Origin of the sequence: Pseudomonas sp. 2hn (assembly GCF_019646095.1) — a bacterium.
In the GTDB taxonomy this organism is placed as follows: domain Bacteria; phylum Pseudomonadota; class Gammaproteobacteria; order Pseudomonadales; family Pseudomonadaceae; genus Aquipseudomonas; species Aquipseudomonas peradeniyensis.
Window position 1 is genome coordinate 5,664,277 of the sequence record NZ_CP081016.1, and the last position, 25,784, is coordinate 5,690,060.

Here is a 25,784-nt window from a genome sequence, read left to right on the forward strand (position 1 = left end):
ACCATCACAACTTGGCGATGGACACCTCGGTCGATTTCACGAAGGCGATCACTTCACTGCCCACCTGCAGCTCCAGTTCCTTCACGGAGCGGGTGGTGATCACCGAAGTGACGATACCGGAGGCAGTCTGCACGTCGATTTCCGACAGTACCGGGCCTTCGAGGATTTCCTTCACGGTGCCTTTGAACTGGTTGCGAACGTTGATGGCTTTGATGGTCATGGCGTCATTCCTTTTGCGGCTTCGAGGATTCAGTGAGCCCAACGCAACTGCGTGGGCAATGGGGCTACAGGTTCCGGATCGGGCGGCGTGCCCGGGACGGACAGAACACGGTTGAGCACTTCGCTTTCCAGCGCCGCCAGGCGGTGCGAACCCCGCACCCGTGGCCGGGGCAGGTCAACGACCAGGTCCAGGCCGACGGCGCCGTCTTCGATCAGGATCACCCGGTCGGCCACGGCGACGGCTTCGCTGACGTCGTGGGTGACCAGCAGCACGGTGAAACCGTGCTGGCGCCACAGGCGCTCGATCAATTGCTGCATTTCGATACGGGTCAGGGCATCCAGCGCACCCAATGGCTCGTCCAGCAGCAGCAGGCGCGGCTGGTGAATGAGCGCCCGGGCCAGGGCCACCCGCTGTTTCTGGCCGCCGGACAACGCCGCCGGCCAGTCGTTGGCGCGATCGACCAGGCCGACCGCCTCCAATGCCTCCAGGGCGCGGGGCCGCCAGTTGCCGGACAAGCCCAGGCCCACGTTGTCGATCACCTTCTTCCAGGGCAGCAGACGCGCGTCCTGGAACATCAGGCGGGTATCCTCGCGGGCCTCGGCCAGCGGCGCGGCCCCCGCCAGCAGTTGGCCGGCGCTGGGTTGGTCGAGCCCGGCCAGCAGGCGCAGCAAGGTGCTCTTGCCGCAGCCACTGCGACCGACGATGGCGACGAACTGGCCGGCCGGAATGTGCAGGTCGATGCCGCGCAGCACTTCACGCTGGCCAAAGGTGCGACGCAGGTCCCGGGCCGCCAGGGGGATGCCACGTAGCAGGCGTGGCGGCTGTTCCTTGAGCACGGTCATCATGCGCCCTCCTTCTTTGCCACCTGGTACGCGGGGTGCCAGCGCAGCCACACCCGCTCCAGGCCCCGGGCAGCCAGGTCGGCCAGCTTGCCCAGCACCGCGTACAGGACAATGGCCAGCACCACCACATCGGTCTGCAGGAACTCGCGGGCGTTCATCGCCAGGTAGCCGATGCCGGCGTTGGCCGAGATGGTCTCGGCGACGATCAGCGTCAGCCACATGAAGCCCAGGGCGAAGCGCACACCGACCAGGATCGAAGGCAGCGCCCCCGGCAGGATCACCTGGCGGAACAGGGCGAAGCCCGACAGCCCGTAGCTGCGCGCCATCTCCACCAGTGCCGGATCGACGTTGCGGATCCCGTGGTAGGTGTTCAGGTAGATGGGGAACAGCGTCCCCAGCGCCACCAGGAAGATCTTTGCCGACTCGTCGATGCCGAACCACAGGATCACCAGCGGGATCAACGCCAGGTGCGGCACGTTGCGGATCATCTGCACCGAGCTGTCGAGCAGGCGCTCGCCCCAGTTCGACAGGCCGGTGATGAAGCCCAGCAACAGGCCGAGGCTGCCGCCGATGACGAAGCCCAGGCCGGCGCGCCAGCCGCTGATGGCCAGGTGGGTCCAGAGCTGGCCGCTGCGCACCAGCTCGACACCGGCACTGACCACCGCGCTCGGCGCTGGCAGGATGCGGGTCGACAGCCAGCCCGCGCTGACCGCCAGTTGCCATACCGCCAGCAGCAGGATCGGCAGGGCCCAGGGCGCCAAGCGCTTGGACCAGGTGGTGGGGGATGCACGACTCATGGCCCCGGTCCTCAGCTCTGCGACACGGACTTGGGCAGGATGTCGTTGGCGACCATTTCACCGAACGGGCTCACATAGCCACCGGTCTTCGGCTGCTCCGGGCGCTGCACGTCCAGGTGCGGGAACAGCAGCTCGGCGACGCGGTACGACTCCTCCAGGTGTGGATAACCAGAGAAGATGAACGTGTCGATGCCAAGATCGGCGTATTCCTTGACCCGCGCCGCGACGGTCGGGCCATCACCCACCAGCGCGGTGCCGGCACCGCCACGCACCAGGCCGACACCGGCCCACAGGTTCGGCGCCACTTCCAGCTTGTCGCGTTTGCCGCCATGCAGGGCGGCCATGCGCTGCTGGCCGACCGAATCAAAGCGCGCCAGCGATGCCTGGGCGCGGGCGATGGTGTCCTCGTCCAGGTGCGAGATCAGCTTGTCGGCGGCGGCCCAGGCCTCTTCATTGGTTTCCCGCACGATCACGTGCAGGCGGATGCCGAAGCGCACTTCACGGCCTTGGGCCGCAGCCTTCTCGCGCACCTGGGCGATCTTCTCGGCGACGGCCGCCGGCGGCTCGCCCCAGGTCAGGTACAGCTCGACCTGCTCGGCGGCCAGGTCCTGGGCGGCCTCGGAGGAGCCACCGAAGTACAGCGGCGGACGCGGCTGCTGGATCGGCGGGTAGAGCAGCTTGGCGCCTTTCACCTGGATATGCTTGCCGTCGTAGTCGACCGTTTCGCCTTCGAGTACCTTGCGCCAGATGCGGGTGAATTCCACCGACGCCTCGTAGCGTTCCTGGTGGTTAAGGTGCAGGCCGTCGCCGGCCAGTTCGTCCGGATCACCGCCGGTCACCAGGTTGAACAGCGCCCGGCCGTTGGACAGGCGATCGAGGGTGGCGGCCTGACGCGCGGCCACGGTCGGCGAAATGATCCCCGGGCGCAAGGCCACCAGGAACTTCAGGCGCTCGGTCAGCGGAATCAGCGACGCCGCCACCAGCCAGGAGTCCTCGCAGGAACGTCCGGTGGGGATCAGCACGCCGCCGAAGCCCAGGCGGTCGGCGGCCTGGGCGATCTGGCTCAGGTAGCCGTGGTCGACGGCGCGGGCGCCTTCGCTGGTGCCCAGGTACTTGCCGTCACCGTGGGTGGGGAGGAACCAGAAGATGTTAAGGCTCATTGGAGTTGTCTCCTCAAGGGTGGCTCATGCCGGGGCGGCGCCCCGGCGCAGGCGAATCGTTCAAGGCGCGCTGGCGACCTTGGCCGGGGGTGTCCAGATCACGTCCTTGATGCTCAAGGGCTTGGGAATCAGCTTCAGGGCCTGGAAGGTGTCGGCGATCTTCTGCTGCGCGGCGATCACTTCCGGGGTCAGCGGCGCCGCGCCGTAGCCCTGGCGTTTCACCGAGGTCAGGGTGATGTCGGCAGGCAGGCCGAGCAGCGGCGCGACCTGGTCGGTGACCTGCTGCGGGTTGGCCCGGGACCATTCGCCCACGGCGCGCACTTCCTCGACCAGGGTGTTGATCACCGCCGGGTGCTGGGTGGCATAGCTGCGGGTGGCCAGGTAGAACTGGTGGTTGTCGACCAGGTCCTTGCCGTCACGCAGGGTGCGTGCCTGCAGCTGTTGCTCGGCGGCGGCCTGGTACGGGTCCCAGATCACCCAGGCGTCGACGCTGCCGCGCTCGAAGGCGGCGCGGGCATCGGCCGGCGGCAGGTAGACGGGCTGGATATCGGTGTACTTGAGGCCGGCGTCTTCCAGGGCGCGCACCAGCAGGTAGTGCACGTTGGAACCCTTGTTGAGGGCGACTTTCTTGCCCTTGAGCTCCTTCACCGACTGGATCGTCGATCCCTTCGGCACCAGGATCGCCTCGCTGTGCGGGGCTGGCGGCTCATAGGCGACGTACAGCAGGTCGGCACCCGCGGCCTGGGCGAACACCGGCGGGGTTTCGCCGGTCACGCCGAAGTCGATGGAACCGACATTGAGGCCTTCGAGCAGTTGCGGGCCGCCGGGGAACTCGGTCCATTGCACGTCGATGCCCTGTTCCTTCAGGCGCTTTTCCAGCGAGCCCTTGGCCTTGAGCAGCACCAGGGTGCCGTATTTCTGATAACCGATGCGCAGGCTCTCGGCCTGGGCTTGAGTGATGGCGCCGAAGGACACAGCCGCCGCAAACAGGGCGACCAGACCGCGACGCAAGAAGATTGTGCGCATGGCGCTCTCCTGTGCGAGTGGGTTCGGGTAGCACCTGCTTGCCTCGTTGACGGGCGAGTAAGGTGGGAACAACGGTCAAGCGGTGTAGCGGGCGATCAGATGCTCCAACGGGCACTGATCAGGCGTTCGTTGAGCTCGCCCGGCACCACCGGCCGAGGCCGGCGTGCCAGGGCGCTGTGGAACGTTTCCAGCGAATCCTGCAGGCGCTGCTCCAGGGCAGCGGCCAGTTGCGCGGGTCGGGTGCCTTCGCCGTAGGCGACCTGGCTGTCGTCGGCGAAGATCCCCTGCAGGGTCTCCTGCGCCTTGAGGGCCGACAGCACGGGCTTGAGGGCGTAGTCCACGGCCAGCATGTGGGCGATGCTGCCGCCGGTGGCGATCGGCAGGACCACCTTGTGTTCCAGGGCACGTTCGGGCAGCAGGTCGAGCAAGGTCTTCAGGGCGCCGGCGAACGAGGCCTTGTACACCGGGGTGGCAACCACCAGGCCATCGGCCTGGGCCACCAGTTCATTGAAGTGACGCACCTGCGGGCTGTCGAAGCGCGCGTGGAGCAAGTCCTCGGCGGGGAATTCCCGCACCTGGAAGGTCACCACCTCGACGCCGCGCTCCTGCAGCCAGTCGCGCGAGCGTTCTAGCAGCACGCCTGAGCGTGAACGAAGACTGGGGCTACCACCGACAGAAACAACCAGCATTGAAAGCGCTTCCTTCGATTCGATTGCAGGGCCGCGAGGGGTTGTCCCCGCTGGATGGAAGTGACATTAACAGTTCGTCACATATATCTATAAATCATATTTTAGTATTTATTTATTCCATATAGAGATATTAAGATTTATCTCTGTAGGAGCGGCCTTGTGTCGCGAAAGGGCCGCAAAGCGGCCCCGGTGATAGGTGCATTGACGCTGAAATCTTGGGGGTGCTGCGCACCCCTTTCGCGGCACAAGGCCGCTCCTACAGGCTTTCGGCGGACATAAAAAAGGGCCGTCGAAACGGCCCGAAGATCCCTGCTTGGCTAAGAGCAATGCAACGAGGAATGCCTCATCGATTCGGTTGCGGGGTCAGTCGCAGATAGGGTTTCACCGCCCGGTACCCTTTCGGGAAACGCCGTTTGATTTCGTCCTCGTCCTTGAGCGAAGGCACGATCACTACCTCGTCGCCGTCCTGCCAGTTGCCTGGCGTGGCGACCTTGTAGTTGTCGGTCAGCTGCAGCGAGTCGATCACCCGCAGGATCTCGTTGAAGTTGCGCCCGGTACTGGCCGGATAGGTGATGGTCAGGCGCACCTTCTTGTTCGGGTCGATGACGAACAGCGAGCGCACGGTCAGGGTGTCGCTGGCGTTGGGGTGGATCAGGTCGTACAGGTCGGAGACCTTGCGGTCGGCGTCGGCGATGATCGGGAAGTTGACCACGGTGTTCTGGGTCTCGTTGATGTCATCGATCCACTTGTGGTGCGAGTCGACCGGGTCCACCGACAGGGCGATGGCTTTCACGCCACGCTTGGCGAAGTCTTCCTTGAGCTTGGCGGTCAGGCCCAGCTCGGTGGTGCACACCGGGGTGAAGTCGGCCGGGTGGGAGAACAGCACGCCCCAGCTGTCGCCCAGCCATTCGTGGAAACGGATCTTGCCGACGCTGGAATCCTGTTCGAAATCGGGGGCGATATCGCCGAGTTTGAGGCTCATGGAAGCGGCTCCTGTGCTGTGTCTGGCCTTGTGGGTTCAATGTGCCTGCTTCCGAATAAAAATAAAAAGAATATATATCGATTTATTTATAACCATTAAGCATACGGATTCGCAGACACAAAAAAGCCTCGCACTAGGGGAGGCTTTTTTGATGCCGCTACGACTTACATGAAGGCGTAAGTGTAGTTGACGATGAAGCGAGTCTGGTCCTGGTCGTTCGCCGAACCCGAACCGGTACCACGGTAGACGCCCTGGCGCAGGCTGAAGCCCAAGCCTTTGAGCGCGCCGCTTTGCAGAACGTAATCAACACGTGCGTCACGCTCCCATTCGCTGAAGGTGCCATGGCCATTGGTGGCACGGCCATCTTCACCGCGCAGGTAGGCGACGGAGGCTTTCAGGCCCGGCACACCCAGGCGAGCGAAGTCGTAGGAGTACTGACCGAAGGTGGTGTTTTCACCGGCCTTGGCGAACTGGTTGATCATACTGTCGGTGAACAGATAGAAGCTTGCGCCGCCAGCACCTTCGTCGACCAGGCTGCCTTGGTTCAGCCAGACGAAACCACCATCATCGCTGACCTGCTGGTGGCCCAGCATCAGGGCATGGCCACCGAGGGTGTAAGTGAACATGGCCGACCAGGTCTTGTTGTCGACCTCGCCTGGGTTCTTGGCGTAGCCGTTGTTGTTCTTGAACTCGTAACCGGCTTCACCGTTCTTGCCGTCCTTGCTGCTCTTGAAGTAGCGCAGGTCAGTCTTGAACGACTGGTCGTCAGCGATCTGGAACACGTGAGTCGCGCCCAGGAAGTGCTGCTTGTAGAAGTCTTCCAGGTTCGAGTAGTAGTACTGCAGGGTCAGGTCCTTGGTGACCTTCCAGTCAGCACCGGCGTAACGGAACTTGTTGCTTTCCTGCGTAGCACCCTGCACCGACAGACCAGTGCGGTTGCTCGACGAACGACCCATAGCGTGGGTCAGCTGACCGGCATTGAGGGTCAGGTTGTCGATCTCTTTCGAAGAGATGGTGCCGCCTTCGAAGGTTTGTGGCAGCAGACGACCATCGTTGGACACGAGGATTGGCAGGTTAGGTGCCAGTGCGCTACCGAAGTGCGCCTCGGTCTTGGAGAAACGAGCCTTTGCATTGGCGCCCAGACGTGCCCACTGCTTCTCGGCAGAGCCGTCGGAGTCACTAGGGAAGAAGCTGCTGCCGTTCTGGTGGTAGCCCTTGCCGCCATCCAGGTGAATACCCCACAGGGCTTGAGCGTCCACACCAAAGCCAACGGTGCCTTCGGTGAAGCCGGAGATGTAGTCAAGCTTGAAACCTTGACCGGACTCACGCACGTCAGGACGTGGCTTGCTACCAGGCGCTTCACGGTTGTCGTTGTTGAAGTACATGGTGCGCGAGCTCAGGGACAGCTTGCTGTCCTCGACGAAACCTGCAGCGCCTGCTTGTTGGGCGAGAACCCCCAGTGCCACGGCCAGGGCCAGGCTGGACTTGTACATGTTTTGCTCCTCTACGTTCTAATTTTTGTGCGTCTCAAGCGGCGGGATCTGCTGCCCCACTCGCCCGGATTGGCGATTTAGCACCAATGCGTGACCGCCAAGTCAATCGCTAACGGTCGATCTGCGACTTTGGTCTAACCCGCCGACCTGCACTACAGGATAATGACAATCCTATAAATCCAAAATGACCGTTTTATGAATCTGTAAGATTTTTACGGAATAACATCGGAACCATTCCTACGAAACGTTGTATCGACGCCGTCAATCATACCTTTAGGTTATGTGCAAACGTTTGCCGAGCTTTCGACCAGCGGTCCCTCCGCAGGAACCGAACAAGACTAGCCGTCTTGAGCGATTCCGCCAGCTTCGCCCCCGCCTGTGGAAGCGAGCTTGTCCTGCGATGAAAACGGCCCCACACCAACATGGGGGGTCAGAGCGTTTGGCTTTTAAGCTAAGTCCAAAAAGTTATTTATTTACTATTTCTTAGATCATCTAGTCTTCTCGCCATCCATCCCAGAATGCCTGACGAGAGGTTCAACCATGATCCCGCACGCTCCGCTGCGCCTGTTCGCCGCCCTGACCCTCGCCAGTGCCAGCTGGCTGGCCCAGGCCGCCGACCTGACCGTCGCCTACCAGACCACCGTCGACCCGGCCAAGGTGGCCCAGGTCGATGGCACCTATGAAAAGGACAGCAAGGCCAGCATCGACTGGCGCAAATTCGACAATGGCGCCGATGTGATCACCGCCGTCGCCTCGGGCGACGTGCAGATCGGCTACCTCGGCTCCAGCCCGCTGGCCGCCGCCGCCACCCGCAAGCTGCCGGTCGAAACCTTCCTGATCGCCACCCAGATAGGCGCAGGCGAAGCCCTGGTCGCCCGCGACAGCATCAAGACCCCGCAGGACCTGGTGGGCAAGAAAGTCGCCGTGCCGTTCGTTTCCACCGGCCATTACAGCCTGCTGGCCGCGCTCAAGAGCTGGAACATCGACCCGTCGAAGGTGCAGATCCTCAACCTCGCGCCACCGGCAATCATCGCCGCCTGGAAACGCGGCGACATCGACGCCACCTACGTCTGGGACCCGGCCCTGGGCGTGGCCAAGGAGAACGGCAAGGTGCTGATCACCTCGGGCGAGCTGGCCGAGAAAGGCGCGCCGACCTTCGATGCCTGGATCGTGCGCAAGGACTTCGCCGCCAAGCACCCGGAGATCGTCAAGTCGTTCGCCAAGGTCACCCTTGACGCCTACGCCGACTACCGCAAGGACCCGAAAGCCTGGCTGGCCGACAAGGACAACGTTGCCAAGCTGGTCAAGCTGTCCGGCGCCAAGCCGGCCGATATCCCGGTGCTGCTGCAGGGCAACGTCTACCCGCTGGCCGCCGACCAGGCCAGCGCACTGGGCGCGCCGACCACCCAGGCACTGACCGACACCGCGACCTTCCTCAAGCAACAAGGCAAGGTCGACGCCGTGCTGCCTGACTACTCGCCCTACGTCAGCGCCCAATACCTGCCCAACTGATCCGGAGCCCGTCATGGCCTTGCTCGAACTGGAGCGCATCAGCGCACAGTACCCCGGCGCCACCACCCCGGTGCTGGCCGACATCAACCTGAGCCTGGGCCCGCGCCAGCTGCTGGTGGCCCTCGGGCCATCCGGCAGCGGCAAGACCTCGCTGCTCAACCTGATCGCCGGCTTCGTCGCCCCCAGCGGCGGGCGCATCAGCCTCGACGGCGCGCCGGTGCAAGGCCCGGGCGCCGAGCGTGGCGTGGTATTCCAGGACGATGCCCTGCTGCCCTGGCAGGACGTGCTCGGCAACGTCGCCTTCGGCCTCGAGCTGGCCGGCGTGCCCCGTGCACAGCGTGAAGCCAAGGCCCGCGAGATGCTGGCGCTGGTCGACCTGGCCGGCTTCGGCGAGCGACGCATCTGGCAATTGTCCGGTGGGCAGAAGCAGCGCGTGGGCCTGGCCCGGGCGCTGGCCGCCGACCCGCGGGTGCTGTTGATGGACGAGCCGTTCGGCGCCCTCGATGCCTTTACCCGCGAACAGATGCAGGAGCTGCTGCTGCAGGTCTGGCAGCGCACCGCCAAGCCGGTGTTCCTGATCACCCACGACATTGAGGAAGCGGTGTTCCTCGCCACCGAGCTGGTGCTCCTGGCGCCCAATCCGGGGCGTGTGGTCGAGCGCCTGCAGTTGGAGTTCGGCCAGCGCTATGCCGCTGGTGAGTCGGCCCGGGCGATCAAGTCCGATCCCCGTTTCATCGAAACCCGCGAGCACGTGCTGGCGCGGGTGTTCTCGCAACGTCAGGAGTCCGCATGAGCAGCATCGAATTGCCGGCCGCCGCCAAGCAGGCACAACGCACGCCTCCTGTCGTGAAGACCCGCAAGCCCTTGTCGACCCGCTGGATCAGCGCCCTCACCCTGGCCGCCCTGCTGCTGGCGTGGTGGCTGGTGACCGCCGCCGGCTGGATCGAACCCCTGTTCCTGCCCTCGCCCGCCGACATCCTGGCCAAGGGCTGGACGCTGCTCACCCGGGGCTACATGGACGCCAGCCTGTGGCAGCACCTGGGCGCGAGCCTGGGCCGTATCGGCCTGGCGCTGGTGGCGGCGACACTGACCGCCATCCCCGTCGGCCTGGCCATCGGCTACAACCGCGTGGCCCGCGGCATCCTCGACCCACTGATCGAGTTCTACCGACCGATCCCGCCGCTGGCCTACCTGCCGCTGATCGTCATCTGGTGCGGTATCGGCGAGCTGTCGAAGGTGCTGCTGATCTACCTGGCGATCTTCGCCCCGATCGCCATCGCCACCGCCACCGGCGTGCGCACCGTCGACCCGGCCAAGCTGCGCGCCGCGCAGTCGCTGGGGGCCACCCGGGCGCAACTGATCCGCCATGTGATCCTGCCCAGCGCCCTGCCCGACATCCTCACCGGCGTCCGCATCGGCCTCGGCGTGGGCTGGTCGACCCTGGTCGCCGCCGAGCTGATCGCCGCCACCAGCGGCCTGGGCTTCATGGTGCAGTCGGCGGCGCAGTTCCTGGTCACCGACGTGGTGGTGCTGGGGATCCTGCTGATCGCCCTGATCGCCTTTGCCCTGGAGATGGGCCTGCGCGCCCTGCAGCGCAAGCTGGTGCCCTGGCATGGCCAGAGCCACTGATACCTCCTGACAATCGCGGGGCAAACCCGCTCCCACGCCAAGCACTCACCTCGTGGGAGCGGGCTTGCCCCGCGATAGAGATTCTCGATCTGTATACCCGACAGCGGGAACGAACCTTTGAGCGAGACCGACATGAGCCTGACCGTTACCCCCTTGAGCCCGGCACTGGGCGCGCAGATCAGCGGCGTGGACATCAGCCGCGACATCACCCTCGAACAGCGTGACGCCATCGAGCAGGCACTGCTCGAACACCAGGTGCTGTTCTTCCGCGACCAGCCGATCACCCCCGAGCAGCAGGCCCGTTTCGCCGCCCGCTTCGGCGACCTGCACATCCACCCGATCTACCCCAATGTGCCACAGACGCCGCAGGTATTGATCCTCGACACCGCGGTCACCGATGTGCGCGACAACGCCGTCTGGCACACCGACGTGACCTTCCTGCCGACCCCGGCGCTGGGCGCGGTACTCAGCGCCAAGCAGTTGCCGGCCTTTGGCGGCGACACCCTGTGGGCTAGCGGGATCGCCGCGTTCGAGGCGTTGTCGGCGCCGCTGCGCGCGATGCTCGACGGCCTGACCGCCACCCACGACTTCACCAAGTCGTTCCCGCTGGAGCGCTTCGGCACCACCGCCGAAGACCTGGCGCGCTGGGAAGCCACCCGGCGCAACAACCCACCGCTGTCGCACCCGGTGGTGCGTACCCATCCGGTCAGCGGGCGCAAGGCATTGTTCGTCAATGAGGGGTTCACCACGCGGATCAACGAGCTGAACGAGCAGGAGAGCGAGGCACTGCTCAAGCTGCTGTTCGCCCATGCGACGCGGCCGGAGTTCAGCATTCGCTGGCGTTGGCAGGAAAACGACGTGGCGTTCTGGGACAACCGCGTGACCCAGCACTTTGCGGTGGATGACTACCGGCCCAATCGGCGGGTGATGCATCGGGCGACCATTCTGGGGGATGCGCCGTTCTGAGGTTTCCTGTGCGGGCCTCTTCGCGGGACAAGCCCGCTCCTACAAGGGTTACGCGATCCCTGTAGGAGCGGGCTTGTCCCGCGAAGAGGCCGGAACAGGCTTACCTCACCAGATGCAGGTACTGCATGTGCCGCTCATACTGGTCGAGGATGTCGTTGATGATCTGCTCCTTGCTGTAGCCCACCAGATCATAGTTCTGGCTACCTTCGCTCAAGTGCACCTCGGCCCGGTAGTAGCGACGATTCTTCAACTCCTGCGTCCCCAGCCCACCTAGCGCGAACGACGGCGTGAAGTAGCCACGCATCTGTACCTGGTAGATGAACGGCTGCTCCTCGCCATGGCCGATCTTCAGGCTGACGTTGTCGTGGCTCGGGTCGTCCTGGGTGATCAGCACCAGCCCCTTCTGCTCGAACACCTCGCGCACCTCGGCGATCGCCGGACGCACCACGTCGTCCATGAAGCGATACACCTCGTCCCGCGACGGGAAGTGCACGGCCTGGCTCAGCCGCTGGCGCCAGCCACCACGCCCACGCCGGGACTGGGCGAAGGGCGCCAGCGAGTGCATCTGCGCGATCTGCCGCTGGCTTTCCAGGTAGAAGGCCTTGTGCAGCCCCCACATCATGCACAGCAGGATCAGCGAGAACGGCAGCGAGGTCAGCACCACCGCCGACTTCAGCGAGTCGATGCTGCCGGCGAACAGCAGCGCGCTGGTGATCAGCGCGGTCATCGCGCCCCAGAAGATGCGCAGCCAGTTCGGGCCGTCCTCGTCGGCGCCGCCGCCCTTGGCCGACAGCGTCGACAGCACCACCGTGCCGGAGTCGGCCGAAGTGACGAAGAACACGAAGCTGATGAACACCGTCACGGCGATCACCGTCTTGCTCCACGGGTAGGTTTCCAGCAGCAGGTACAGGCTCATCGACGGGTTGTCGATGGCCGACTGCCCCAGCGCGGTCATGCCGTGGTTGATCACCTGGTCCAGGGCGCTGTTGCCGAAGATCGACATCCACGCCAGGGTGAAGCCCAGCGGGATCAGCAACACGCCGAAGACGAACTCGCGGATGGTGCGCCCGCGCGAAATGCGCGCGATGAACAGCCCCACGAACGGCGCCCAGGCAATCCACCAGGCCCAGTAGAACACCGTCCAGCCACCCAGCCAGTCGCGTTGCTCGCCGTAGGCGTACACATCGAAGCTCTTGCGCGGCAACGCGCCCAGGTAGTCACCCAGGTTCTGGATCAAGGTGTTGAACAGGTGCTGGGTGGGCCCGGCGAACAGCACGAACAGCAGCAGCGCGCAGGCCAGGAACAGGTTGATGTCGCTCATCACCCGCACGCCCTTCTCCACCCCGGCGACCGCCACGGCCACCGCCGCGCCCATCATCAGGGTGATGAGGATCACCTGCACCCACTGGCTGTGACTGATGCCGAACAGGTAGTCGAGGCCGGCGTTCAGGTGCAGCACGCCGAAGCCCATGTCGGCGCCCAGGCCGAACACCGTGGCGATGATGCCGAAGCCGTCCACCGCATAGCCGATCGGGCCGTTGATGCGTTTGCCGATCAGCGGGTACAGCGCCGAGCGCAGGGCCAGCGGCAGGTTGTGCCGGTAGGCGAAGTAGGCCAGCGCCATGCCGACGAAGGCGAACACGCCCCAGCCGTGCAGGCCCCAGTGCAGGAACAGGATCTGCATCGCCTGGCGCCCGGCCTCGGCCGTGCCGGCCTCGCCCTGCGGCGGCTGTAGCATGTGGGTCAGCGGCTCGGAGACGCAGAAGAAGAACAGGGTGATGCTGATGCCGGCGGCGAACAGCATGCCGGCCCAGGACAGGTAGCTGAACTCGGGTTCGTCGTGGTCGGCACCGAGCTTGATCTTGCCGTAGCCGGACAAGGCGGTGACCACCACGAAGACCAGGTACAGGGTCATGGCCAGCATGTAGTACCAGCCGACGGTGTTGGCTGCCCAGTTTTGCGCCGCCAGCAGCCAGTCCCCGGCGGCCTGGGGCTGGGCGATGACGACCAGGCCGAAGAGGAGGATGAAGCTTGCCGCGAAGTAGAACACGGGGGGGTTCATGCGGATCTTGCCGTGGGCAAGGTCGGGGGTCGGTGCACTCATTGAACGGGCACCTCGTCGAAGGACGTGAGGTTCGGATTGAACGGGTTCAGCAAAGGCGATTCCTCCTTTTGAACACCGGCAATGGACCAGCGTTTTTCGTTGAACAAGCGTTCAAGTTAAACATGGATCGAGTTTCAATGCGACCCGATGCCGCTGGGCGGGGACCGAACAGAATGCACGTGGGAGCGGGCTTGCCCCGCGATTGCAGGGTCACGCCCACCATCGCCATCGCGGGGCAAGCCCGCTCCCACGCATCCCAGCCCTTGAGTCAGAAGGCTTTCTTGCCCTCACAATCCAGCTGCAGGTTAGCCTGGGTAATGTTGCTGTCAGCCGGCACGCTGCGGGTCAGCCACACGTTGCCGCCGATGGTCGAGCCCTTGCCGATGGTGATCCTTCCGAGAATGGTCGCACCCGCGTAGATCACCACGTCGTCCTCGACGATCGGGTGGCGGGCCAGGCCCTTGTGCAGGGTGCCCGATTCGTCGCTGGGGAAGCGCTTGGCGCCCAGGGTCACGGCCTGGTAGATACGCACCCGCTCGCCGATGATCGCGGTCTCGCCGATCACCACGCCGGTGCCGTGGTCGATGAAGAAACTCGGGCCGATCTGCGCGCCGGGGTGGATGTCGATGCCGGTGGCCGAGTGCGCCAGCTCCGAGCTGATACGCGCCAGCAACGGCAGGCCGGCCCGGTACAGGTGGTGGGCCAGGCGGTGGTGGATGATGGCCAGGATGCCCGGGTAGCACAGCAGCACCTCGTCGACGCTGCGCGCTGCCGGGTCGCCGTGGTAGGCGGCGAGCACGTCGGTGTCCAGCAGCACGCGCAGGGCCGGCAGGGCCGCGGCGAAGTCCTGGATCAGGCGCAGGGCATGGCCATCGACATCGACCACATCGGTCTTGCCATGGCGCGCCGCGTAGCGCAGCTCCAGGCGGGCCTGGGCCAGCAACGCTGTGAGCGCGGCATCGAGGGTGTGGCCGACGTAGAAGTCTTCACTCTCCTCACGCAGGTCCACCGGGCCCAGGCGCATGGGAAACAGCGCGCCGCACAGCTGCTCGAGAATCTGGCGCAGCGCCTCGCGCGACGGCAGTTCGCGCCCGCCCTGCTCGCCGCTGCTGCGGCCGTTGCTGCTGCGCCACTGTTCTCGGGCGCTGCGCAGGCCACTGACAATGCCCTGCAATTGCCAGTGCCCGGTTGATGGTTGTTCGCTCACGGTGTTTCTCCTGCCAGGCGGCTATCTCGATATACCTACGTTCCCTGTAGGAGCGGCCTTGTGCCGCGAAGGGGCCGCGCAGCGGCCCTGGGATCTTCGCGCAGAAGCACCTATCGGCGGGGCCGCTGCGCGGCCCTTTCGCGGCCCAAGGCCGCTCCTACAGGGAGGGTGTAAGCCACGATACGTCAAATCTGCCTCTTGGAAAAAACAACGCTTTATTCCATCCTGAGCTAAGTCGGGCATAAGCGACTGCAAAATGCAGAAACGGGAATAACAACCTGATTTTTTATTATTTCCCGACCTATAAAGCCCACCTCTATAGTCGCCACCTCACTACTTCCACAACAAGCGCGGGGCCTGCCATGACCAAATTCGCCAAACCCCTTCTCAACGCCAGCCTGGCGCTCCTGCTCGGCGCCGGCCTGCTCGGCCAGGCCTTCGCCGGCGAGCAGTTGAAGACCATCCAGGAGAAAGGCGTGATCAACGTCGGCCTGGAAGGCACCTACCCACCGTTCAGTTTCCAGGACGAGAACGGCAAGCTGTCCGGCTTTGAAGTCGAGCTGTCCGAACTGCTGGCCAAGGAGCTTGGGGTCAAGGCCAAGGTCCAGCCGACCAAGTGGGACGGCATCCTCGCCGCCCTGGAGTCCAAGCGCCTGGACGTGGTGATCAACCAGGTGACCATCTCCGAAGAGCGCAAGAAGAAGTACGACTTCTCCGAGCCCTACACCGTTTCCGGCATCCAGGCCCTGGTCCTCAAGGGCAGCGACAACGAGAAGAACATCAAGACCGCCGCCGACCTCGGTGGCAAGAAGGTCGGCGTCGGCCTGGGCACCAACTACGAGCAATGGGTGAAACAGGACGTGCCGACAGCCGATGTCCGCACCTACGAAGATGACCCGACCAAATTCGCCGACCTGCGCAACGGCCGTATCGACGCCATCCTGATCGACCGCCTGGCCGCACTCGAGTACGTGCAGAAAACCGCCAAGGACAAGAAACCGACCGCGCTGGCCGGCGAGAAATTCTCCAAGCTGGAATCGGGCGTGGCCCTGCGCAAGGGCGAGCCTGAACTGCTCGCGGCGCTGAACAAGGCCATCGACAAGCTCAAGGCCGACGGCACGCTGGCCAAGCTGTCCGAGAAATACTTCGGTGCCGATGTCACCAAATGATCGCTGAAAGCCTGCAACTCGTTGTCGATTCCGCGCCCTTCCTGCTCAAGGGCGCGGGCTATACCGTGCTGCTCAGTGTCGGCGGCATGTTCTTCGGCCTGGTGCTGGGCTTCGCCCTGGCGCTGATGCGCCTGTCGAAGATCCTGCCGCTGGACTGGCTCGCCCGCATCTACGTGTCGTTCTTCCGCGGCACGCCGCTGCTGGTGCAGCTGTTCGTGATCTACTTCGGCCTGCCGCAGATCGGCATCGAGCTCGACCCGATCCCGGCATCGCTGATCGGCCTGTCGCTGAACATGGCGGCGTATATCTGCGAAATCCTCCGCGCGGCGATCTCCTCGATCGACCGTGGCCAGTGGGAAGCGGCGGCCAGCATCGGCATGACCCGCACCCAGGCCATGCGCCGGGCGATCCTGCCGCAAGCCCTGCGCACCGCCCTGCCGCCGCTGGGCAACAGCTTCATCTCGCTGGTCAAGGACACCGCGCTGGCGGCGACCATCCAGGTGCCCGAGCTGTTCCGCCAGGCGCAGCTGATCACCGCCCGGACCTTCGAGGTCTTCACCATGTACCTGGCTGTCGCGGTGGTCTACTGGATCCTCTGCAGCATCCTGGCGCACTTCCAGAACCGCATGGAAGCGCGGGTCAACCAGCACGACCAGGAGCACTGAGATGATCGTAGTAGAAGGCCTGAGCAAGCAGTTCAAGGGCCATACCGTGCTCAACGGCATCGACCTGACCGTGCAACCGGGCGAGGTGGTCGCCATCATCGGCCCCAGCGGCTCGGGCAAGACCACCTTCCTGCGTTGCCTGAACCTGCTGGAAACCCCCGATGCCGGGCGCATCCAGATCGGCGACATCAGCATCGACGCCAATCGCCCGCTGGGCGGCCAGCAGGGTGCCATCCGCCGCCTGCGCCAGCAGGCCGGGTTCGTGTTCCAGAACTTCAACCTGTTTCCCCACCGCACCGCCCTGGAGAACGTCATCGAAGGGCCGGTGATCGTCAAGAAGACGCCCCGCGACAAGGCCATCGAGCTGGCCAGGCGCCTGCTGGCCAAGGTCGGTCTGGCGGGCAAGGAAGACGCCTACCCGCGCCGCCTGTCCGGCGGCCAGCAGCAGCGGGTGGCCATCGCCCGCGCCCTGGCCATGGAGCCCGAAGTGATCCTGTTCGACGAACCCACCTCGGCGCTCGACCCGGAGCTGGTGGGCGAGGTTCTGGAGACCATCCGCGGCCTGGCCGAGGAAAAGCGCACCATGATCATCGTCACCCACGAAATGAGCTTCGCCCGCGATGTCGCCAACCGGGTGATCTTCTTCGACAAGGGCGTGATCGTCGAGCAGGGCGAGTCCAAGGCGCTGTTCGCCAACCCCAAGGAAGAACGCACCCGCCAGTTCCTGCGCAAGTTCCTCGGCACCGCCGCCGGCCAGGAATGAGCCCGATGCGCGGGGCTCACACCTCGCGCAGGTTGTGGCAACGCCGGAAACGGGCTTCCAGGTTGCGATCGGGCATCTGGTGACTGCGCAGGGCGTTGAGGGTCTGCTCCACGTAGTCGCGCGTCGTGCCGTAGCGCCCCTTGGCGCTGGCGAGGATCTGGCTGAGCAGGGTGTCCGGCAGGTTGCCCGCGTAGCACGGCAGGTGCCGTTCCAGTACGAAGCCCAAGGCCTGAACCTTGCTGCCGTCGCCCAGGCGGCAGCTGAGCCAGTGCGGGCGATAGGCCGGGAACGGCATTTCCCGTTGCCACAGGGCCATCAGCGAATCATCCAGGTTGCTGTCATCCAGACGGTAGGCGAAACCGCTGCAGGAACCGCCACGGTCCAGGCCAAACACCAGGCCCGGGCATTCCGGAGTGCCGCGATGCTCGTGAGACCACAGGTACAGGCCGCGATGGTAGCCATGCACCCGTGCCCGCTGGCGCTCGACCGAATTGCATTCGGGGCGCCAGATCAGCGAGCCGTAGGCGAACAGCCAGACCGGGCCGCCTTCGTGCAGAGACATGGTTTCCTGCATCGAGCGCTGCAGTTGTTCGCGGGTCAACTGCTGCCCGAAGTCGAGTGACGGCGGATAGGCTATTTGCCAGGATGAACTTTCAAGTGTCGACATGAGCTGCCGCCATAGGGGTCAATCAATCCTGCGCATCTTCACAGAGTCGACAACGCGAACTGCATGCTCCGTTGCACCTTGTTCTCGGACAAACCCCGGAAGATCCAAAGTGATGCCTTTCTTTGTAATGATCTTCGGCTGGATCCTAGGCTAAACGCAAGGACAGCGTCCAGTGAACAAGCAATCCCCGGCGCCGACGAATGGAATTTTCCCAATTAATAGCATTTTGATCTTTCTTCGCTAACGTCAGATAACAACGACGTTTGTTCGAGCCAGTGACGTGCCCGTGCCCGGGCTCCCTGGCCGAACACTAGGTTTGAGCGAACCGCAGTATCCAGACCTAAACCAGACAAGGAATCAGTGAATGGACAGTGATTGCGTGAAAGTCCTCAAGCGCGTTGCATGGACGTTGATCTTCACTGGACTGTCCATGAACATCGCCCAGGCCACCCCCGGCAATTGCTCTACATTGTCCGCCCTGCCGGCGGTGATCGAGGTCGGCGAAGGTATGCAGAAGGTGATGAACTCGGAGGTTGCCATCACGCGTCTGGCCATTGGCGATCCAAAAGTCGCTGACGTTCAGACCTATGGTAAAAATGATGCGTACCTGCTGACCGGCATCGCCCCCGGTGCCACCAGCCTGATGGTCTGGACTGCCTGCTCCAGCGCCCCGCGCCAAAGCATGGTGTTCGTCCAGGGCAAGGGTGCCGGCTCGCTGATGAGCACGGCGTTACCGCCGTCGGAAGACCCCTCGCTGCCCAGCCAGGTGCAAACCGACATACGCTTCGTCGAAGTCAGCCGTACCAAGCTCAAGGAAGCCAGTACCTCGATCTTCGGCAAAGGCGGAAGCTTCCTGTTCGGCTCCCCGGGCACCGTCCCGCTGGTGACCGTGTCGCCCGGCCAACTCGGTAACACAGCCACCGCGATCCCGCTGGACAACAGCACGTTCAACATCGGTATCGGCGGCGGCAAAGTGCTCGGGCTGATCAACGCGCTCGAAGGCAGTGGCTTCGCCTACACGCTGGCGCGGCCGAGCCTGGTGGCACTCAGTGGCCAGAGCGCGAGCTTCCTGGCCGGGGGTGAGGTACCGATTCCGGTGCCCAGCAGCGGCAGCGACACCATCTCGATCGAGTACAAGGAGTTCGGCATTCGCCTGACCCTCACGCCAACCATCGTCGGACGTGACCGTATCGCCTTGAAAGTGGCGCCAGAGGTCAGCGAACTCGACTACAACAACGGCGTGCGCATCGCGGGCATCACCGTACCGGCGCTGAGCGTGCGTCGCACCGACACCAGTATTTCCCTGGCCAACGGCGAGAGCTTCGTGATCAGTGGATTGATCAGTACCAGCAACATTTCGTCCGTGAGCAAGTTTCCAGGCCTGGGCGACGTTCCGGTCCTGGGGGCGTTCTTCCGTGACTCCACCATCAGCCGCGAGGAAAAGGAACTGTTGATGATCGTCACCCCGCACCTGGTGCAACCGTTGGCGGCGGATGCCCGCCTGCCGTCGTTGCCGGGGGAGAACCTGCGTAATTACGACCCGAACTGGTTCCGCATGTATTTCCTCGAAGACGGTAACTTCGACCGGCTCAGTGGGTTGTCGCAATGAGCATCAGGGCCTTGAGGGAGCACAGGGTGAAAGCACTGATCGCGGTGCTGGGATTGATGATGCTCGGTGGCTGCGCCACCGATGGGGGCGGCAGATGGTCAAGCCTGGGAAGCGCCAGTTGCGCCAAACCAACCCCCGATCAAGAGCTGTCGCTGAGCATGGCTGACGACATGATCGGCGACGGCAAGTTGCACGCAGGCCTGGCCAACCTGCAGAACCTCCCTGACGACCTTGCCGCAGTACGCCTGCGCAAGGCCAAGATCTATCGCATGCTTGGCCAGAGTGAGGCCGAACCGCTGTATCGCAGCTTGCTCGGTACCTGTCTGACCGCTGAGGGCGAGCACGGCCTGGGTCAGTTGGCGACTTCCCGCGCCGACGCCGCGCAAGCGCTCGAACACCTGCAGCGCGCCGCGCGCCTGTCCCCCACCGATGAGAAGATTCGCAACGATCTGGGCGTGGTCTACCTCAAGCAACTGAAACTCAAGGAAGCCCGTTTCGAACTGATCACCGCCATGGAACTGAAGCCGTCCGATACCTTGGCAGCCAGCAACCTGGTGACCCTGCTGATTTACCAAGGCAACTGGAAGCAAGCCTCGGAGCTGGCCAACCGTGCCGGCCTGAACCCCGAGCAAGTCACCCAGGCCAAGGAGCGTGCGGAAAAACTCAAGGCATCGACGACCGCGGCGGCGGTGCCCAGTGATCGTGTCACAACGGCCCTCGAGCCGTCGGTTGCCAACCCGTCAACAACGCAGAGGTAGTGATGAAAAACAACCTAGCCAGTTGCCTGGGGCTGTTGCTCGTTCCGCTCGCAGCCCAGGCCATCGAACCCGGCCCTTCCTCGGAGCAACAGCAGCAAACCGAAGACTGGCTGGTGCTGCAATCTCACGGCCAGGCCATGTCGCCCATCCGGCAAACGGCTGCGGCCAGTGAGCGCGACCTGGCCTTGCAGCGCTGGCTGGAGAGCTACAAACACGCCATCCCCGAGTACTACAAGGAATACTCCGGCGGACAACGCAAATAGCCACAGACGGCACCGGGCCCGGGCCTTCAGCGTTTCCTTGCGCTGGAGGCCCGGGCCCGGTTTGTATGCGGCGTTTGCTCAGAGCTTGCCGAACACCTTGAACACACCAACGATCGCAGGCCCGATGGCCACCAGGAAGAAGCTTTGCCACAGGCAGAAGATCAGCGGGAACACCAGTTTGGTACCGATCTCTGCCGCACTCTCCTCGGCCATTTGCGTGCGTCGGTCACGAAACTCCTCGGCATAGATGCACAAGGCAAGGACCCGTCATACTTCGCCCGCGCCTTCAAGCAACTAGTCGGCTGTACCCCTAGCGAATACCGCCAGGCGCAACACGCCGACGCTGCGACGGCATCGCCATTTACCGAAGACTTGTCAGAGGTCGTCGAAAGCCTTCAGCAGCTTGCCAATCGCTGAATGAACCGCTCGCCGAAACGACGGCGTGCAAGCCCCGCGCTGATTTGCTCAAAGATAAGTGGCCATCACCCCCGCGGCGCGTAGGCAAACACGTCAGCACGCATGCGGTGGGCATCCATGCCGGCCTCGACCAATGCATCGAGGGTGGCGTAGACCATGTTCGGCGAGCCGCTGGCATAGACGTGCACCTGGTTCAGGTCGCCGATGTCCTCGCACACCGCCTCGTGCAACAGGCCGCAGCGCCCCTCCCAGCCGCACAGGTCGCTGACCACCTTGTGCAGGAACAGGTTGGGCAGGCGCTGCCACTCGTCCCAGTGCTCGATCTCGTAGAAGTCCTCGGGCCGGCGCACGCCCCAGTACAAATGCACCGGATGCTTGAAGCCCTGGGCGCGGCAGTGCTCGACCAGGCTATGCATCTGGCCCATGCCGGTACCGGCGGCGATCAGCACCAGCGGGCCGTCGGGCAGCTCCGCCAGATGGGCATCACCGAACGGCAGTTCGATACGCGCCAAGCCACTGCGCCGCAGTTGCTCGATCAACTGCACGGCGCTGCTTTCCCGGGCCAGCACATGCAGCTCCAGGTCACGACCACCGTGGGGCGCCGAGGCGAGGGAGAAGGCCGCCTTGTCCATACCCTCGCGCTCGATCATCAGGTACTGCCCCGCGTGATAGCGCGGCGGCTTGCCGGCGGGCGCGCGCAGGCGCACGCGCCAGACGTCGCCACCGACCTCGACGCATTCGCTCACGGTACAGGCCAGCTTGCGCACCGGCAGCTCGCCCAGGGCCAGCACACCATCCCACAGCAACACGCAGTCCTCCAGCGGCTCGGCGATGCAGGTGAACAGTTCACCGTGATCGCGGACTTGGCCTTCCTGGCGAACACTGCCTTCCACCAGCAGCGCGGCACATACATGGCAGTTGCCGTTGCGGCAGCTGCTTGGGCAGTCGTAGCCCAGGCGCCGCGCGGCATCCAGAATCCTTTCACCCGGTTCGACCGCCAGTACCGCCCCGGAAGGCTGCAAGGTTACCTGCATCAATCTATTCCCAACTGGTCCCACAGCTCATCGATACGGCGGGTGACGGCCTCGTCCTTGACGATGACCCGCCCCCATTCGCGTGTAGTCTCGCCCGGCCATTTGTGCGTGGCGTCCAGGCCCATCTTCGACCCCAGGCCCGACACCGGCGACGCGAAGTCGAGGTAGTCGATCGGGGTGTTGTCGATCATCACCGTATCACGCTTGGGGTCCATGCGCGTGGTGATGGCCCAGATCACATCGTTCCAGTCGCGGGCGTTGATATCGTCGTCGGTGACGATAACGAACTTGGTGTACATGAACTGTCGCAGGAACGACCACACACCCAGCATGACGCGCTTGGCGTGGCCTGGATACTGCTTCTTCATGGTCACCACCGCCATGCGGTACGAGCAGCCTTCCGGCGGCAGGTAGAAGTCGGTGATCTCGGGGAACTGCTTCTGCAGGATCGGCACGAACACTTCGTTCAGCGCCACGCCGAGGATCGCCGGCTCATCCGGCGGTCGGCCGGTGTAGGTGCTGTGGTAGATCGGTTTCTGCCGGTGGGTGATGCGCTCGACGGTGAACACCGGGAAGCTGTCCACTTCGTTGTAGTAGCCGGTGTGGTCGCCGTACGGGCCTTCCGGGGCCATCTCGCCGGGGTGGATGACCCCTTCGAGGATGATTTCGGCGGTGGCCGGCACCTGCAGGTCGTTGCCACGGCACTTGACCAGCTCGGTGCGATTGCCGCGTAACAGGCCGGCGAAGGCGTATTCGGAAAGGGTGTCCGGGACCGGGGTCACGGCGCCGAGGATGGTCGCCGGGTCCGCGCCCAGGGCCACGGCCACCGGGAACGGCTGGCCGGGGTGCTTCTCGCACCATTCGCGGTAATCCAGCGCACCGCCACGGTGGCTCAGCCAGCGCATGATCACCTTGTTGCGGCCGATCACCTGCTGGCGGTAGATACCGAGGTTCTGGCGGTCCTTGTTCGGCCCGCGGGTGACGGTCAGGCCCCAGGTGATCAGCGGCGCCACGTCGCCCGGCCAGCAGTGCTGGATCGGCAACTGGCCCAGGTCGACGTCGTCGCCTTCGACCACGATTTCCTGGCATACCGCGTCCTTGACCACCTTCGGCGCCATGGACACGACCTTCTTGAAGATCGGCAGTTTCGACCAGGCGTCCTTCAGGCCCTTCGGCGGCTCGGGCTCCTTGAGGAATGCCAGCAGCTTGCCAATCTCGCGCAGTTCGTCAGTCGATTCGGCGCCCATGCCCATGGCCACCCGCTCAGGGGTGCCGAACAGGTTGCCCAGCACCGGGATGTCGAAGCCGGTGGGCTTTTCGAACAGCAACGCCGGGCCCTTGGCGCGCAGGGTGCGGTCGCAGACTTCGGTCATTTCCAGTACAGGGGAGATGGGAACCTGGATGCGCTTGAGTTCACCGCGCTGTTCCAGGCCACGGATGAAGTCGCGCAGATCGCGATACTGCATGCAAGGGCCTCGTGTTGGGCGTATCGGTCGGGGGGCAGAGTGTAGCGTTGTTCACGCCTTGTTTGGGGGCAAAAATGAAAAGGGGCCGCTTCGCGACCCATCGCGGCACAAGGCCGCTCCTACAAGGGGATGGTTAATCCTGTAGGAGCGGCCTTGTGCCGCGATGGGCTGCGCAGCAGCCCCAATCGGTTCCAGCCTGAAACGTTTACTTGCGCTTCATCGACAGGAAGAACTCATCGTTGGTCTTGGTCTGCTTGAGCTTGTCGACCAGGAACTCGATGGCGGCGATCTCGTCCATCGGGTGCAGCAGCTTGCGCAGGATCCACATGCGCTGCAGTTCGTCGTCGGCGGTCAGCAGCTCTTCGCGACGGGTACCGGACTTGTTGATGTTGATGGCCGGGAACACACGCTTCTCGGCGATGCGACGGTCCAGGGGCAGCTCCATGTTGCCTGTACCCTTGAACTCTTCGTAGATCACTTCGTCCATCTTCGAGCCGGTCTCGACCAGCGCGGTGGCGATGATGGTCAGCGAACCGCCTTCCTCGATGTTACGCGCGGCACCGAAGAAACGCTTCGGCTTCTCCAGGGCGTGGGCGTCGACACCACCGGTCAGCACCTTGCCGGAGCTCGGGATCACGGTGTTGTAGGCACGGGCCAGACGGGTGATCGAGTCGAGCAGGATGACCACGTCCTTCTTGTGCTCGACCAGGCGCTTGGCCTTCTCGATGACCATTTCGGCGACCTGCACGTGGCGGGTCGGCGGCTCGTCGAAGGTCGAGGCGACCACTTCGCCGCGCACGGTGCGCTGCATCTCGGTCACTTCTTCAGGGCGCTCGTCGATCAGCAGGACGATCAGGTGGCACTCGGGGTTGTTACGGGTGATGTTGGCCGCGATGTTCTGCAGCATGATGGTCTTGCCCGCTTTCGGCGGGGCGACGATCAGGCCGCGCTGGCCCTTGCCGATCGGGGCGCACAGGTCGATGACGCGACCGGTGAGGTCTTCGGTGGAGCCGTTGCCGGCTTCCATCTTCAGGCGCTTGTTGGGGAACAGCGGCGTCAGGTTTTCGAAGAGAATCTTGTTCTTCGCGTTTTCCGGACGGTCGAAGTTGATGGTGTCGACCTTCAGCAGCGCGAAGTAACGCTCGCCTTCCTTCGGTGGACGGATCTTGCCGACGATGGTGTCGCCGGTGCGCAGGTTGAAGCGACGGATCTGGCTGGGCGAAACGTAGATGTCGTCAGGGCCGGCCAGGTAAGAGGCATCCGCCGAACGCAGGAAACCGAAACCATCCTGGAGAATCTCCAGCACGCCGTCACCCGAGATCTCTTCGCCGCTTTTCGCATGCTTTTTCAGCAGGGCGAAAATCACGTCCTGTTTGCGCGAACGGGCCATGTTTTCGATGCCCATCTGTTCGGCCATTTCCAAAAGATCGGTAATCGGCTTTTGCTTGAGTTCTGTCAGGTTCATAAGGGGAGTGACGTAATCATGTAAGGAAGGGAGAAATTAAGCGTTGGCTTAATGAGGCCGCGCCGCAAGATGGCGACAGGATCGCGTACTGATTCGAATTAGGGATGCTTCGGCGACGGCGTGCAGAGGGCACTGGAGAAGCAGTGCGAGGCCGAATGTAACACTTGCTTTTTTCGACGTCTAGTGGTTTTGACCACCGTTTTCCGGGGCTATCCGTCTGGATGGGCGTGATAGCGGGGCTCGTCGGCCCTCACGGAAAATGCCTACATCAGATAAAGAAAAGCCCCGCATTTGCGGGGCTTCATCAAATCACAGGTTGGCGTCGATGAACGCTTGCAGCTGCGATTTGGACAGCGCGCCGACCTTGGTGGCCTCGACGTTGCCGTTCTTGAACAGCATCAGCGTCGGGATGCCGCGCACGCCGTGCTTGGCCGGGGTTTCGGCGTTTTCGTCGATGTTCAGCTTGGCGACGACCAGTTTGCCTGCGTAGTCTTCGGCAATGGCGTCCAGTACCGGAGCGATCATCTTGCATGGACCGCACCATTCAGCCCAGTAGTCGACCAGGACCGCGCCTTCAGCCTTCAGTACGTCGGCTTCGAAGGTGGCGTCGGTGACGTGTTTGATTTTGTCGCTCATGGAAATCTCCAAGGTCGTAAGCAATAAAAAACGTTGCCCATCATAGCGGCACCCTGACGCGACAGGAAGCCACAGCTGATTGAGTGTAACTATAGTTGTGCAAGACGCCACGAATCGAAACCGTCATGTCACGGTCATAACATTGCTATGACATTGCCATGCATCAAGCCTTGCCGTGCCGCTCGTTGGCGTATGCCCGCGATCGTGGCACGATTGCCGGGTTAACGACCGAGAACCCCCAGACC

General features: G+C 63.7%; 26 protein-coding genes and 1 pseudogene. 11 read left to right on the forward strand and 16 right to left on the reverse strand.

What is annotated here, in order from left to right; genetic code table 11:
- Positions 1–4: 4 nt before the first annotated feature.
- The 8 genes from K2O50_RS25530 to K2O50_RS25565 form a co-directional block, all read right to left on the reverse strand.
- Positions 5–220: a molybdopterin-binding protein gene (locus K2O50_RS25530; protein WP_008095172.1), complete on the reverse strand. Its 216-nt coding sequence runs from the start codon at positions 218–220 to the stop codon at positions 5–7.
- A gap of 29 nt (positions 221–249) precedes the next feature.
- Entirely contained in the window at positions 250–1,062 is an 813-nt protein-coding gene (gene ssuB, locus K2O50_RS25535; RefSeq protein WP_028689214.1) for an aliphatic sulfonates ABC transporter ATP-binding protein, read from the reverse strand.
- A complete protein-coding gene (ssuC, locus tag K2O50_RS25540) occupies positions 1,062–1,859 on the reverse strand; it encodes an aliphatic sulfonate ABC transporter permease SsuC (protein WP_050707452.1) in 798 nt (265 codons plus the stop codon). The genes ssuB and ssuC overlap by 1 nt, the downstream gene beginning before the upstream one ends.
- Positions 1,860–1,870: 11 nt before the next feature.
- The gene (ssuD, locus tag K2O50_RS25545; protein WP_050707453.1) at positions 1,871–3,019 is read right to left on the reverse strand and encodes an FMNH2-dependent alkanesulfonate monooxygenase; all 1,149 of its coding nucleotides are present in this window, start codon (positions 3,017–3,019) and stop codon (positions 1,871–1,873) included.
- Between the two features lie 60 nt (positions 3,020–3,079).
- Positions 3,080–4,045, reverse strand: coding sequence for a sulfonate ABC transporter substrate-binding protein (locus tag K2O50_RS25550; protein WP_050707454.1), 966 nt, complete (start codon positions 4,043–4,045; stop codon positions 3,080–3,082).
- A gap of 95 nt (positions 4,046–4,140) precedes the next feature.
- The gene (gene ssuE / locus K2O50_RS25555; RefSeq protein WP_028689218.1) at positions 4,141–4,734 is read right to left on the reverse strand and encodes an NADPH-dependent FMN reductase; all 594 of its coding nucleotides are present in this window, start codon (positions 4,732–4,734) and stop codon (positions 4,141–4,143) included.
- 343 nt (positions 4,735–5,077) lie between these two features.
- Entirely contained in the window at positions 5,078–5,716 is a 639-nt protein-coding gene (locus K2O50_RS25560; protein WP_050707455.1) for a peroxiredoxin, read from the reverse strand.
- Positions 5,717–5,880: 164 nt separating this feature from the next.
- On the reverse strand, positions 5,881–7,209 hold the full coding sequence (locus tag K2O50_RS25565) for an OprD family porin (protein ID WP_050707456.1): 1,329 nt from the start codon (positions 7,207–7,209) through the stop codon (positions 5,881–5,883).
- A gap of 540 nt (positions 7,210–7,749) precedes the next feature.
- Between K2O50_RS25565 and tauA the strand changes: the two genes are divergently transcribed.
- From tauA to tauD, 4 genes are all read left to right on the forward strand, one after another.
- On the forward strand, positions 7,750–8,721 hold the full coding sequence (gene tauA, locus K2O50_RS25570) for a taurine ABC transporter substrate-binding protein (protein ID WP_050707457.1): 972 nt from the start codon (positions 7,750–7,752) through the stop codon (positions 8,719–8,721).
- 13 nt (positions 8,722–8,734) lie between these two features.
- Positions 8,735–9,514 carry a taurine ABC transporter ATP-binding subunit gene (gene tauB, locus K2O50_RS25575; RefSeq protein ID WP_050707458.1) on the forward strand — a complete coding sequence of 260 codons (780 nt, stop codon included), beginning with the start codon at positions 8,735–8,737 and terminating at the stop codon, positions 9,512–9,514.
- Complete coding sequence (gene tauC / locus K2O50_RS25580; protein ID WP_050707459.1) at positions 9,511–10,350, forward strand: taurine ABC transporter permease TauC; 840 nt, start codon at positions 9,511–9,513, stop codon at positions 10,348–10,350. The genes tauB and tauC overlap by 4 nt, the downstream gene beginning before the upstream one ends.
- A gap of 132 nt (positions 10,351–10,482) precedes the next feature.
- Positions 10,483–11,316: a taurine dioxygenase gene (gene tauD, locus K2O50_RS25585; RefSeq protein WP_050707493.1), complete on the forward strand. Its 834-nt coding sequence runs from the start codon at positions 10,483–10,485 to the stop codon at positions 11,314–11,316.
- Between the two features lie 100 nt (positions 11,317–11,416).
- Here the strand turns inward: tauD and betT are convergent, their stop codons facing one another.
- Together betT and epsC are read right to left on the reverse strand one after the other, a co-directional pair.
- Positions 11,417–13,378 (reverse strand): choline transporter BetT, encoded by a 1,962-nt coding sequence (betT, locus tag K2O50_RS25590; RefSeq protein ID WP_162232990.1) that lies wholly within the window; start codon positions 13,376–13,378, stop codon positions 11,417–11,419.
- Between the two features lie 310 nt (positions 13,379–13,688).
- A complete protein-coding gene (epsC, locus tag K2O50_RS25595; RefSeq protein WP_050707461.1) occupies positions 13,689–14,627 on the reverse strand; it encodes a serine O-acetyltransferase EpsC in 939 nt (312 codons plus the stop codon).
- 362 nt (positions 14,628–14,989) lie between these two features.
- Here epsC and tcyJ point away from each other — a divergent pair, with 362 nt between their 5' ends.
- Genes tcyJ through tcyN form a run of 3 tightly spaced genes read left to right on the forward strand, consistent with a single transcriptional unit; the run spans position 14,990 to position 17,224 of the window.
- Positions 14,990–15,796: a cystine ABC transporter substrate-binding protein gene (gene tcyJ / locus K2O50_RS25600; protein ID WP_050707462.1), complete on the forward strand. Its 807-nt coding sequence runs from the start codon at positions 14,990–14,992 to the stop codon at positions 15,794–15,796.
- Positions 15,793–16,461 carry a cystine ABC transporter permease gene (gene tcyL / locus K2O50_RS25605; RefSeq protein WP_046857530.1) on the forward strand — a complete coding sequence of 223 codons (669 nt, stop codon included), beginning with the start codon at positions 15,793–15,795 and terminating at the stop codon, positions 16,459–16,461. Before tcyJ ends, tcyL begins: the two co-directional genes overlap by 4 nt.
- Before the next feature lies 1 nt (position 16,462).
- Positions 16,463–17,224: an L-cystine ABC transporter ATP-binding protein TcyN gene (tcyN, locus tag K2O50_RS25610; RefSeq protein ID WP_050707463.1), complete on the forward strand. Its 762-nt coding sequence runs from the start codon at positions 16,463–16,465 to the stop codon at positions 17,222–17,224.
- A gap of 16 nt (positions 17,225–17,240) precedes the next feature.
- Here the strand turns inward: tcyN and K2O50_RS25615 are convergent, their stop codons facing one another.
- Positions 17,241–17,891 carry a gamma-glutamylcyclotransferase gene (locus K2O50_RS25615; RefSeq protein ID WP_050707464.1) on the reverse strand — a complete coding sequence of 217 codons (651 nt, stop codon included), beginning with the start codon at positions 17,889–17,891 and terminating at the stop codon, positions 17,241–17,243.
- A 364-nt stretch (positions 17,892–18,255) separates the two neighbouring features.
- Here K2O50_RS25615 and K2O50_RS25620 point away from each other — a divergent pair, with 364 nt between their 5' ends.
- From K2O50_RS25620 to K2O50_RS25630, 3 genes are read left to right on the forward strand one after another with little or no spacing between them, the layout of a single operon-like run.
- A complete protein-coding gene (locus K2O50_RS25620; protein WP_050707465.1) occupies positions 18,256–19,500 on the forward strand; it encodes a type II and III secretion system protein family protein in 1,245 nt (414 codons plus the stop codon).
- A gap of 26 nt (positions 19,501–19,526) precedes the next feature.
- Entirely contained in the window at positions 19,527–20,258 is a 732-nt protein-coding gene (locus tag K2O50_RS25625) for a lipopolysaccharide assembly protein LapB (protein ID WP_050707466.1), read from the forward strand.
- Between the two features lie 2 nt (positions 20,259–20,260).
- Positions 20,261–20,521: a DUF3613 domain-containing protein gene (locus K2O50_RS25630; RefSeq protein ID WP_050707467.1), complete on the forward strand. Its 261-nt coding sequence runs from the start codon at positions 20,261–20,263 to the stop codon at positions 20,519–20,521.
- A gap of 78 nt (positions 20,522–20,599) precedes the next feature.
- On the opposite strand, the pseudogene K2O50_RS26760 reads toward K2O50_RS25630, so the two are convergent.
- A pseudogene (locus tag K2O50_RS26760) lies at positions 20,600–20,776 on the reverse strand (type II secretion system F family protein); the annotation flags it as partial.
- On the opposite strand from K2O50_RS26760, the gene K2O50_RS25635 reads away from it, so the two are divergent.
- Entirely contained in the window at positions 20,735–20,938 is a 204-nt protein-coding gene (locus K2O50_RS25635) for an AraC family transcriptional regulator (protein WP_256206042.1), read from the forward strand. The pseudogene K2O50_RS26760 and the gene K2O50_RS25635 sit on opposite strands and share 42 nt — an antisense overlap.
- 65 nt (positions 20,939–21,003) lie before the next feature.
- On the opposite strand, the gene K2O50_RS25640 is transcribed toward K2O50_RS25635, so the two are convergent.
- The 4 genes from K2O50_RS25640 to trxA form a co-directional block, all read right to left on the reverse strand.
- Entirely contained in the window at positions 21,004–21,972 is a 969-nt protein-coding gene (locus K2O50_RS25640) for a CDP-6-deoxy-delta-3,4-glucoseen reductase (protein ID WP_050707468.1), read from the reverse strand.
- Positions 21,972–23,438, reverse strand: coding sequence for a 4-hydroxy-3-polyprenylbenzoate decarboxylase (ubiD, locus tag K2O50_RS25645; protein ID WP_050707469.1), 1,467 nt, complete (start codon positions 23,436–23,438; stop codon positions 21,972–21,974). The genes K2O50_RS25640 and ubiD overlap by 1 nt, the downstream gene beginning before the upstream one ends.
- 205 nt (positions 23,439–23,643) lie before the next feature.
- Positions 23,644–24,903: a transcription termination factor Rho gene (rho, locus tag K2O50_RS25650; protein WP_011536308.1), complete on the reverse strand. Its 1,260-nt coding sequence runs from the start codon at positions 24,901–24,903 to the stop codon at positions 23,644–23,646.
- Positions 24,904–25,212: 309 nt separating this feature from the next.
- Complete coding sequence (trxA, locus tag K2O50_RS25655; RefSeq protein WP_050707470.1) at positions 25,213–25,539, reverse strand: thioredoxin TrxA; 327 nt, start codon at positions 25,537–25,539, stop codon at positions 25,213–25,215.
- Positions 25,540–25,784: the final 245 nt, after the last annotated feature.

What these genes read in the sequence shown, in the direction of transcription:
- K2O50_RS25530 (WP_008095172.1), bottom strand. Translation starts at nt 220, where the DNA reads ATGACCATCAAAGCCATCAACGTTCGCAACCAGTTCAAAGGCACCGTG.
- ssuB (WP_028689214.1), bottom strand. Translation starts at nt 1,062, where the DNA reads ATGACCGTGCTCAAGGAACAGCCGCCACGCCTGCTACGTGGCATCCCC.
- ssuC (WP_050707452.1), bottom strand. Translation starts at nt 1,859, where the DNA reads ATGAGTCGTGCATCCCCCACCACCTGGTCCAAGCGCTTGGCGCCCTGG.
- ssuD (WP_050707453.1), bottom strand. Translation starts at nt 3,019, where the DNA reads ATGAGCCTTAACATCTTCTGGTTCCTCCCCACCCACGGTGACGGCAAG.
- K2O50_RS25550 (WP_050707454.1), bottom strand. Translation starts at nt 4,045, where the DNA reads ATGCGCACAATCTTCTTGCGTCGCGGTCTGGTCGCCCTGTTTGCGGCG.
- ssuE (WP_028689218.1), bottom strand. Translation starts at nt 4,734, where the DNA reads ATGCTGGTTGTTTCTGTCGGTGGTAGCCCCAGTCTTCGTTCACGCTCA.
- K2O50_RS25560 (WP_050707455.1), bottom strand. Translation starts at nt 5,716, where the DNA reads ATGAGCCTCAAACTCGGCGATATCGCCCCCGATTTCGAACAGGATTCC.
- K2O50_RS25565 (WP_050707456.1), bottom strand. Translation starts at nt 7,209, where the DNA reads ATGTACAAGTCCAGCCTGGCCCTGGCCGTGGCACTGGGGGTTCTCGCC.
- tauA (WP_050707457.1), top strand. Translation starts at nt 7,750, where the DNA reads ATGATCCCGCACGCTCCGCTGCGCCTGTTCGCCGCCCTGACCCTCGCC.
- tauB (WP_050707458.1), top strand. Translation starts at nt 8,735, where the DNA reads ATGGCCTTGCTCGAACTGGAGCGCATCAGCGCACAGTACCCCGGCGCC.
- tauC (WP_050707459.1), top strand. Translation starts at nt 9,511, where the DNA reads ATGAGCAGCATCGAATTGCCGGCCGCCGCCAAGCAGGCACAACGCACG.
- tauD (WP_050707493.1), top strand. Translation starts at nt 10,483, where the DNA reads ATGAGCCTGACCGTTACCCCCTTGAGCCCGGCACTGGGCGCGCAGATC.
- betT (WP_162232990.1), bottom strand. Translation starts at nt 13,378, where the DNA reads ATGAACCCCCCCGTGTTCTACTTCGCGGCAAGCTTCATCCTCCTCTTC.
- tcyJ (WP_050707462.1), top strand. Translation starts at nt 14,990, where the DNA reads ATGACCAAATTCGCCAAACCCCTTCTCAACGCCAGCCTGGCGCTCCTG.
- tcyL (WP_046857530.1), top strand. Translation starts at nt 15,793, where the DNA reads ATGATCGCTGAAAGCCTGCAACTCGTTGTCGATTCCGCGCCCTTCCTG.
- tcyN (WP_050707463.1), top strand. Translation starts at nt 16,463, where the DNA reads ATGATCGTAGTAGAAGGCCTGAGCAAGCAGTTCAAGGGCCATACCGTG.
- K2O50_RS25615 (WP_050707464.1), bottom strand. Translation starts at nt 17,891, where the DNA reads ATGTCGACACTTGAAAGTTCATCCTGGCAAATAGCCTATCCGCCGTCA.
- K2O50_RS25620 (WP_050707465.1), top strand. Translation starts at nt 18,256, where the DNA reads ATGGACAGTGATTGCGTGAAAGTCCTCAAGCGCGTTGCATGGACGTTG.
- K2O50_RS25630 (WP_050707467.1), top strand. Translation starts at nt 20,261, where the DNA reads ATGAAAAACAACCTAGCCAGTTGCCTGGGGCTGTTGCTCGTTCCGCTC.
- K2O50_RS25640 (WP_050707468.1), bottom strand. Translation starts at nt 21,972, where the DNA reads ATGCAGGTAACCTTGCAGCCTTCCGGGGCGGTACTGGCGGTCGAACCG.
- ubiD (WP_050707469.1), bottom strand. Translation starts at nt 23,438, where the DNA reads ATGCAGTATCGCGATCTGCGCGACTTCATCCGTGGCCTGGAACAGCGC.
- rho (WP_011536308.1), bottom strand. Translation starts at nt 24,903, where the DNA reads ATGAACCTGACAGAACTCAAGCAAAAGCCGATTACCGATCTTTTGGAA.
- trxA (WP_050707470.1), bottom strand. Translation starts at nt 25,539, where the DNA reads ATGAGCGACAAAATCAAACACGTCACCGACGCCACCTTCGAAGCCGAC.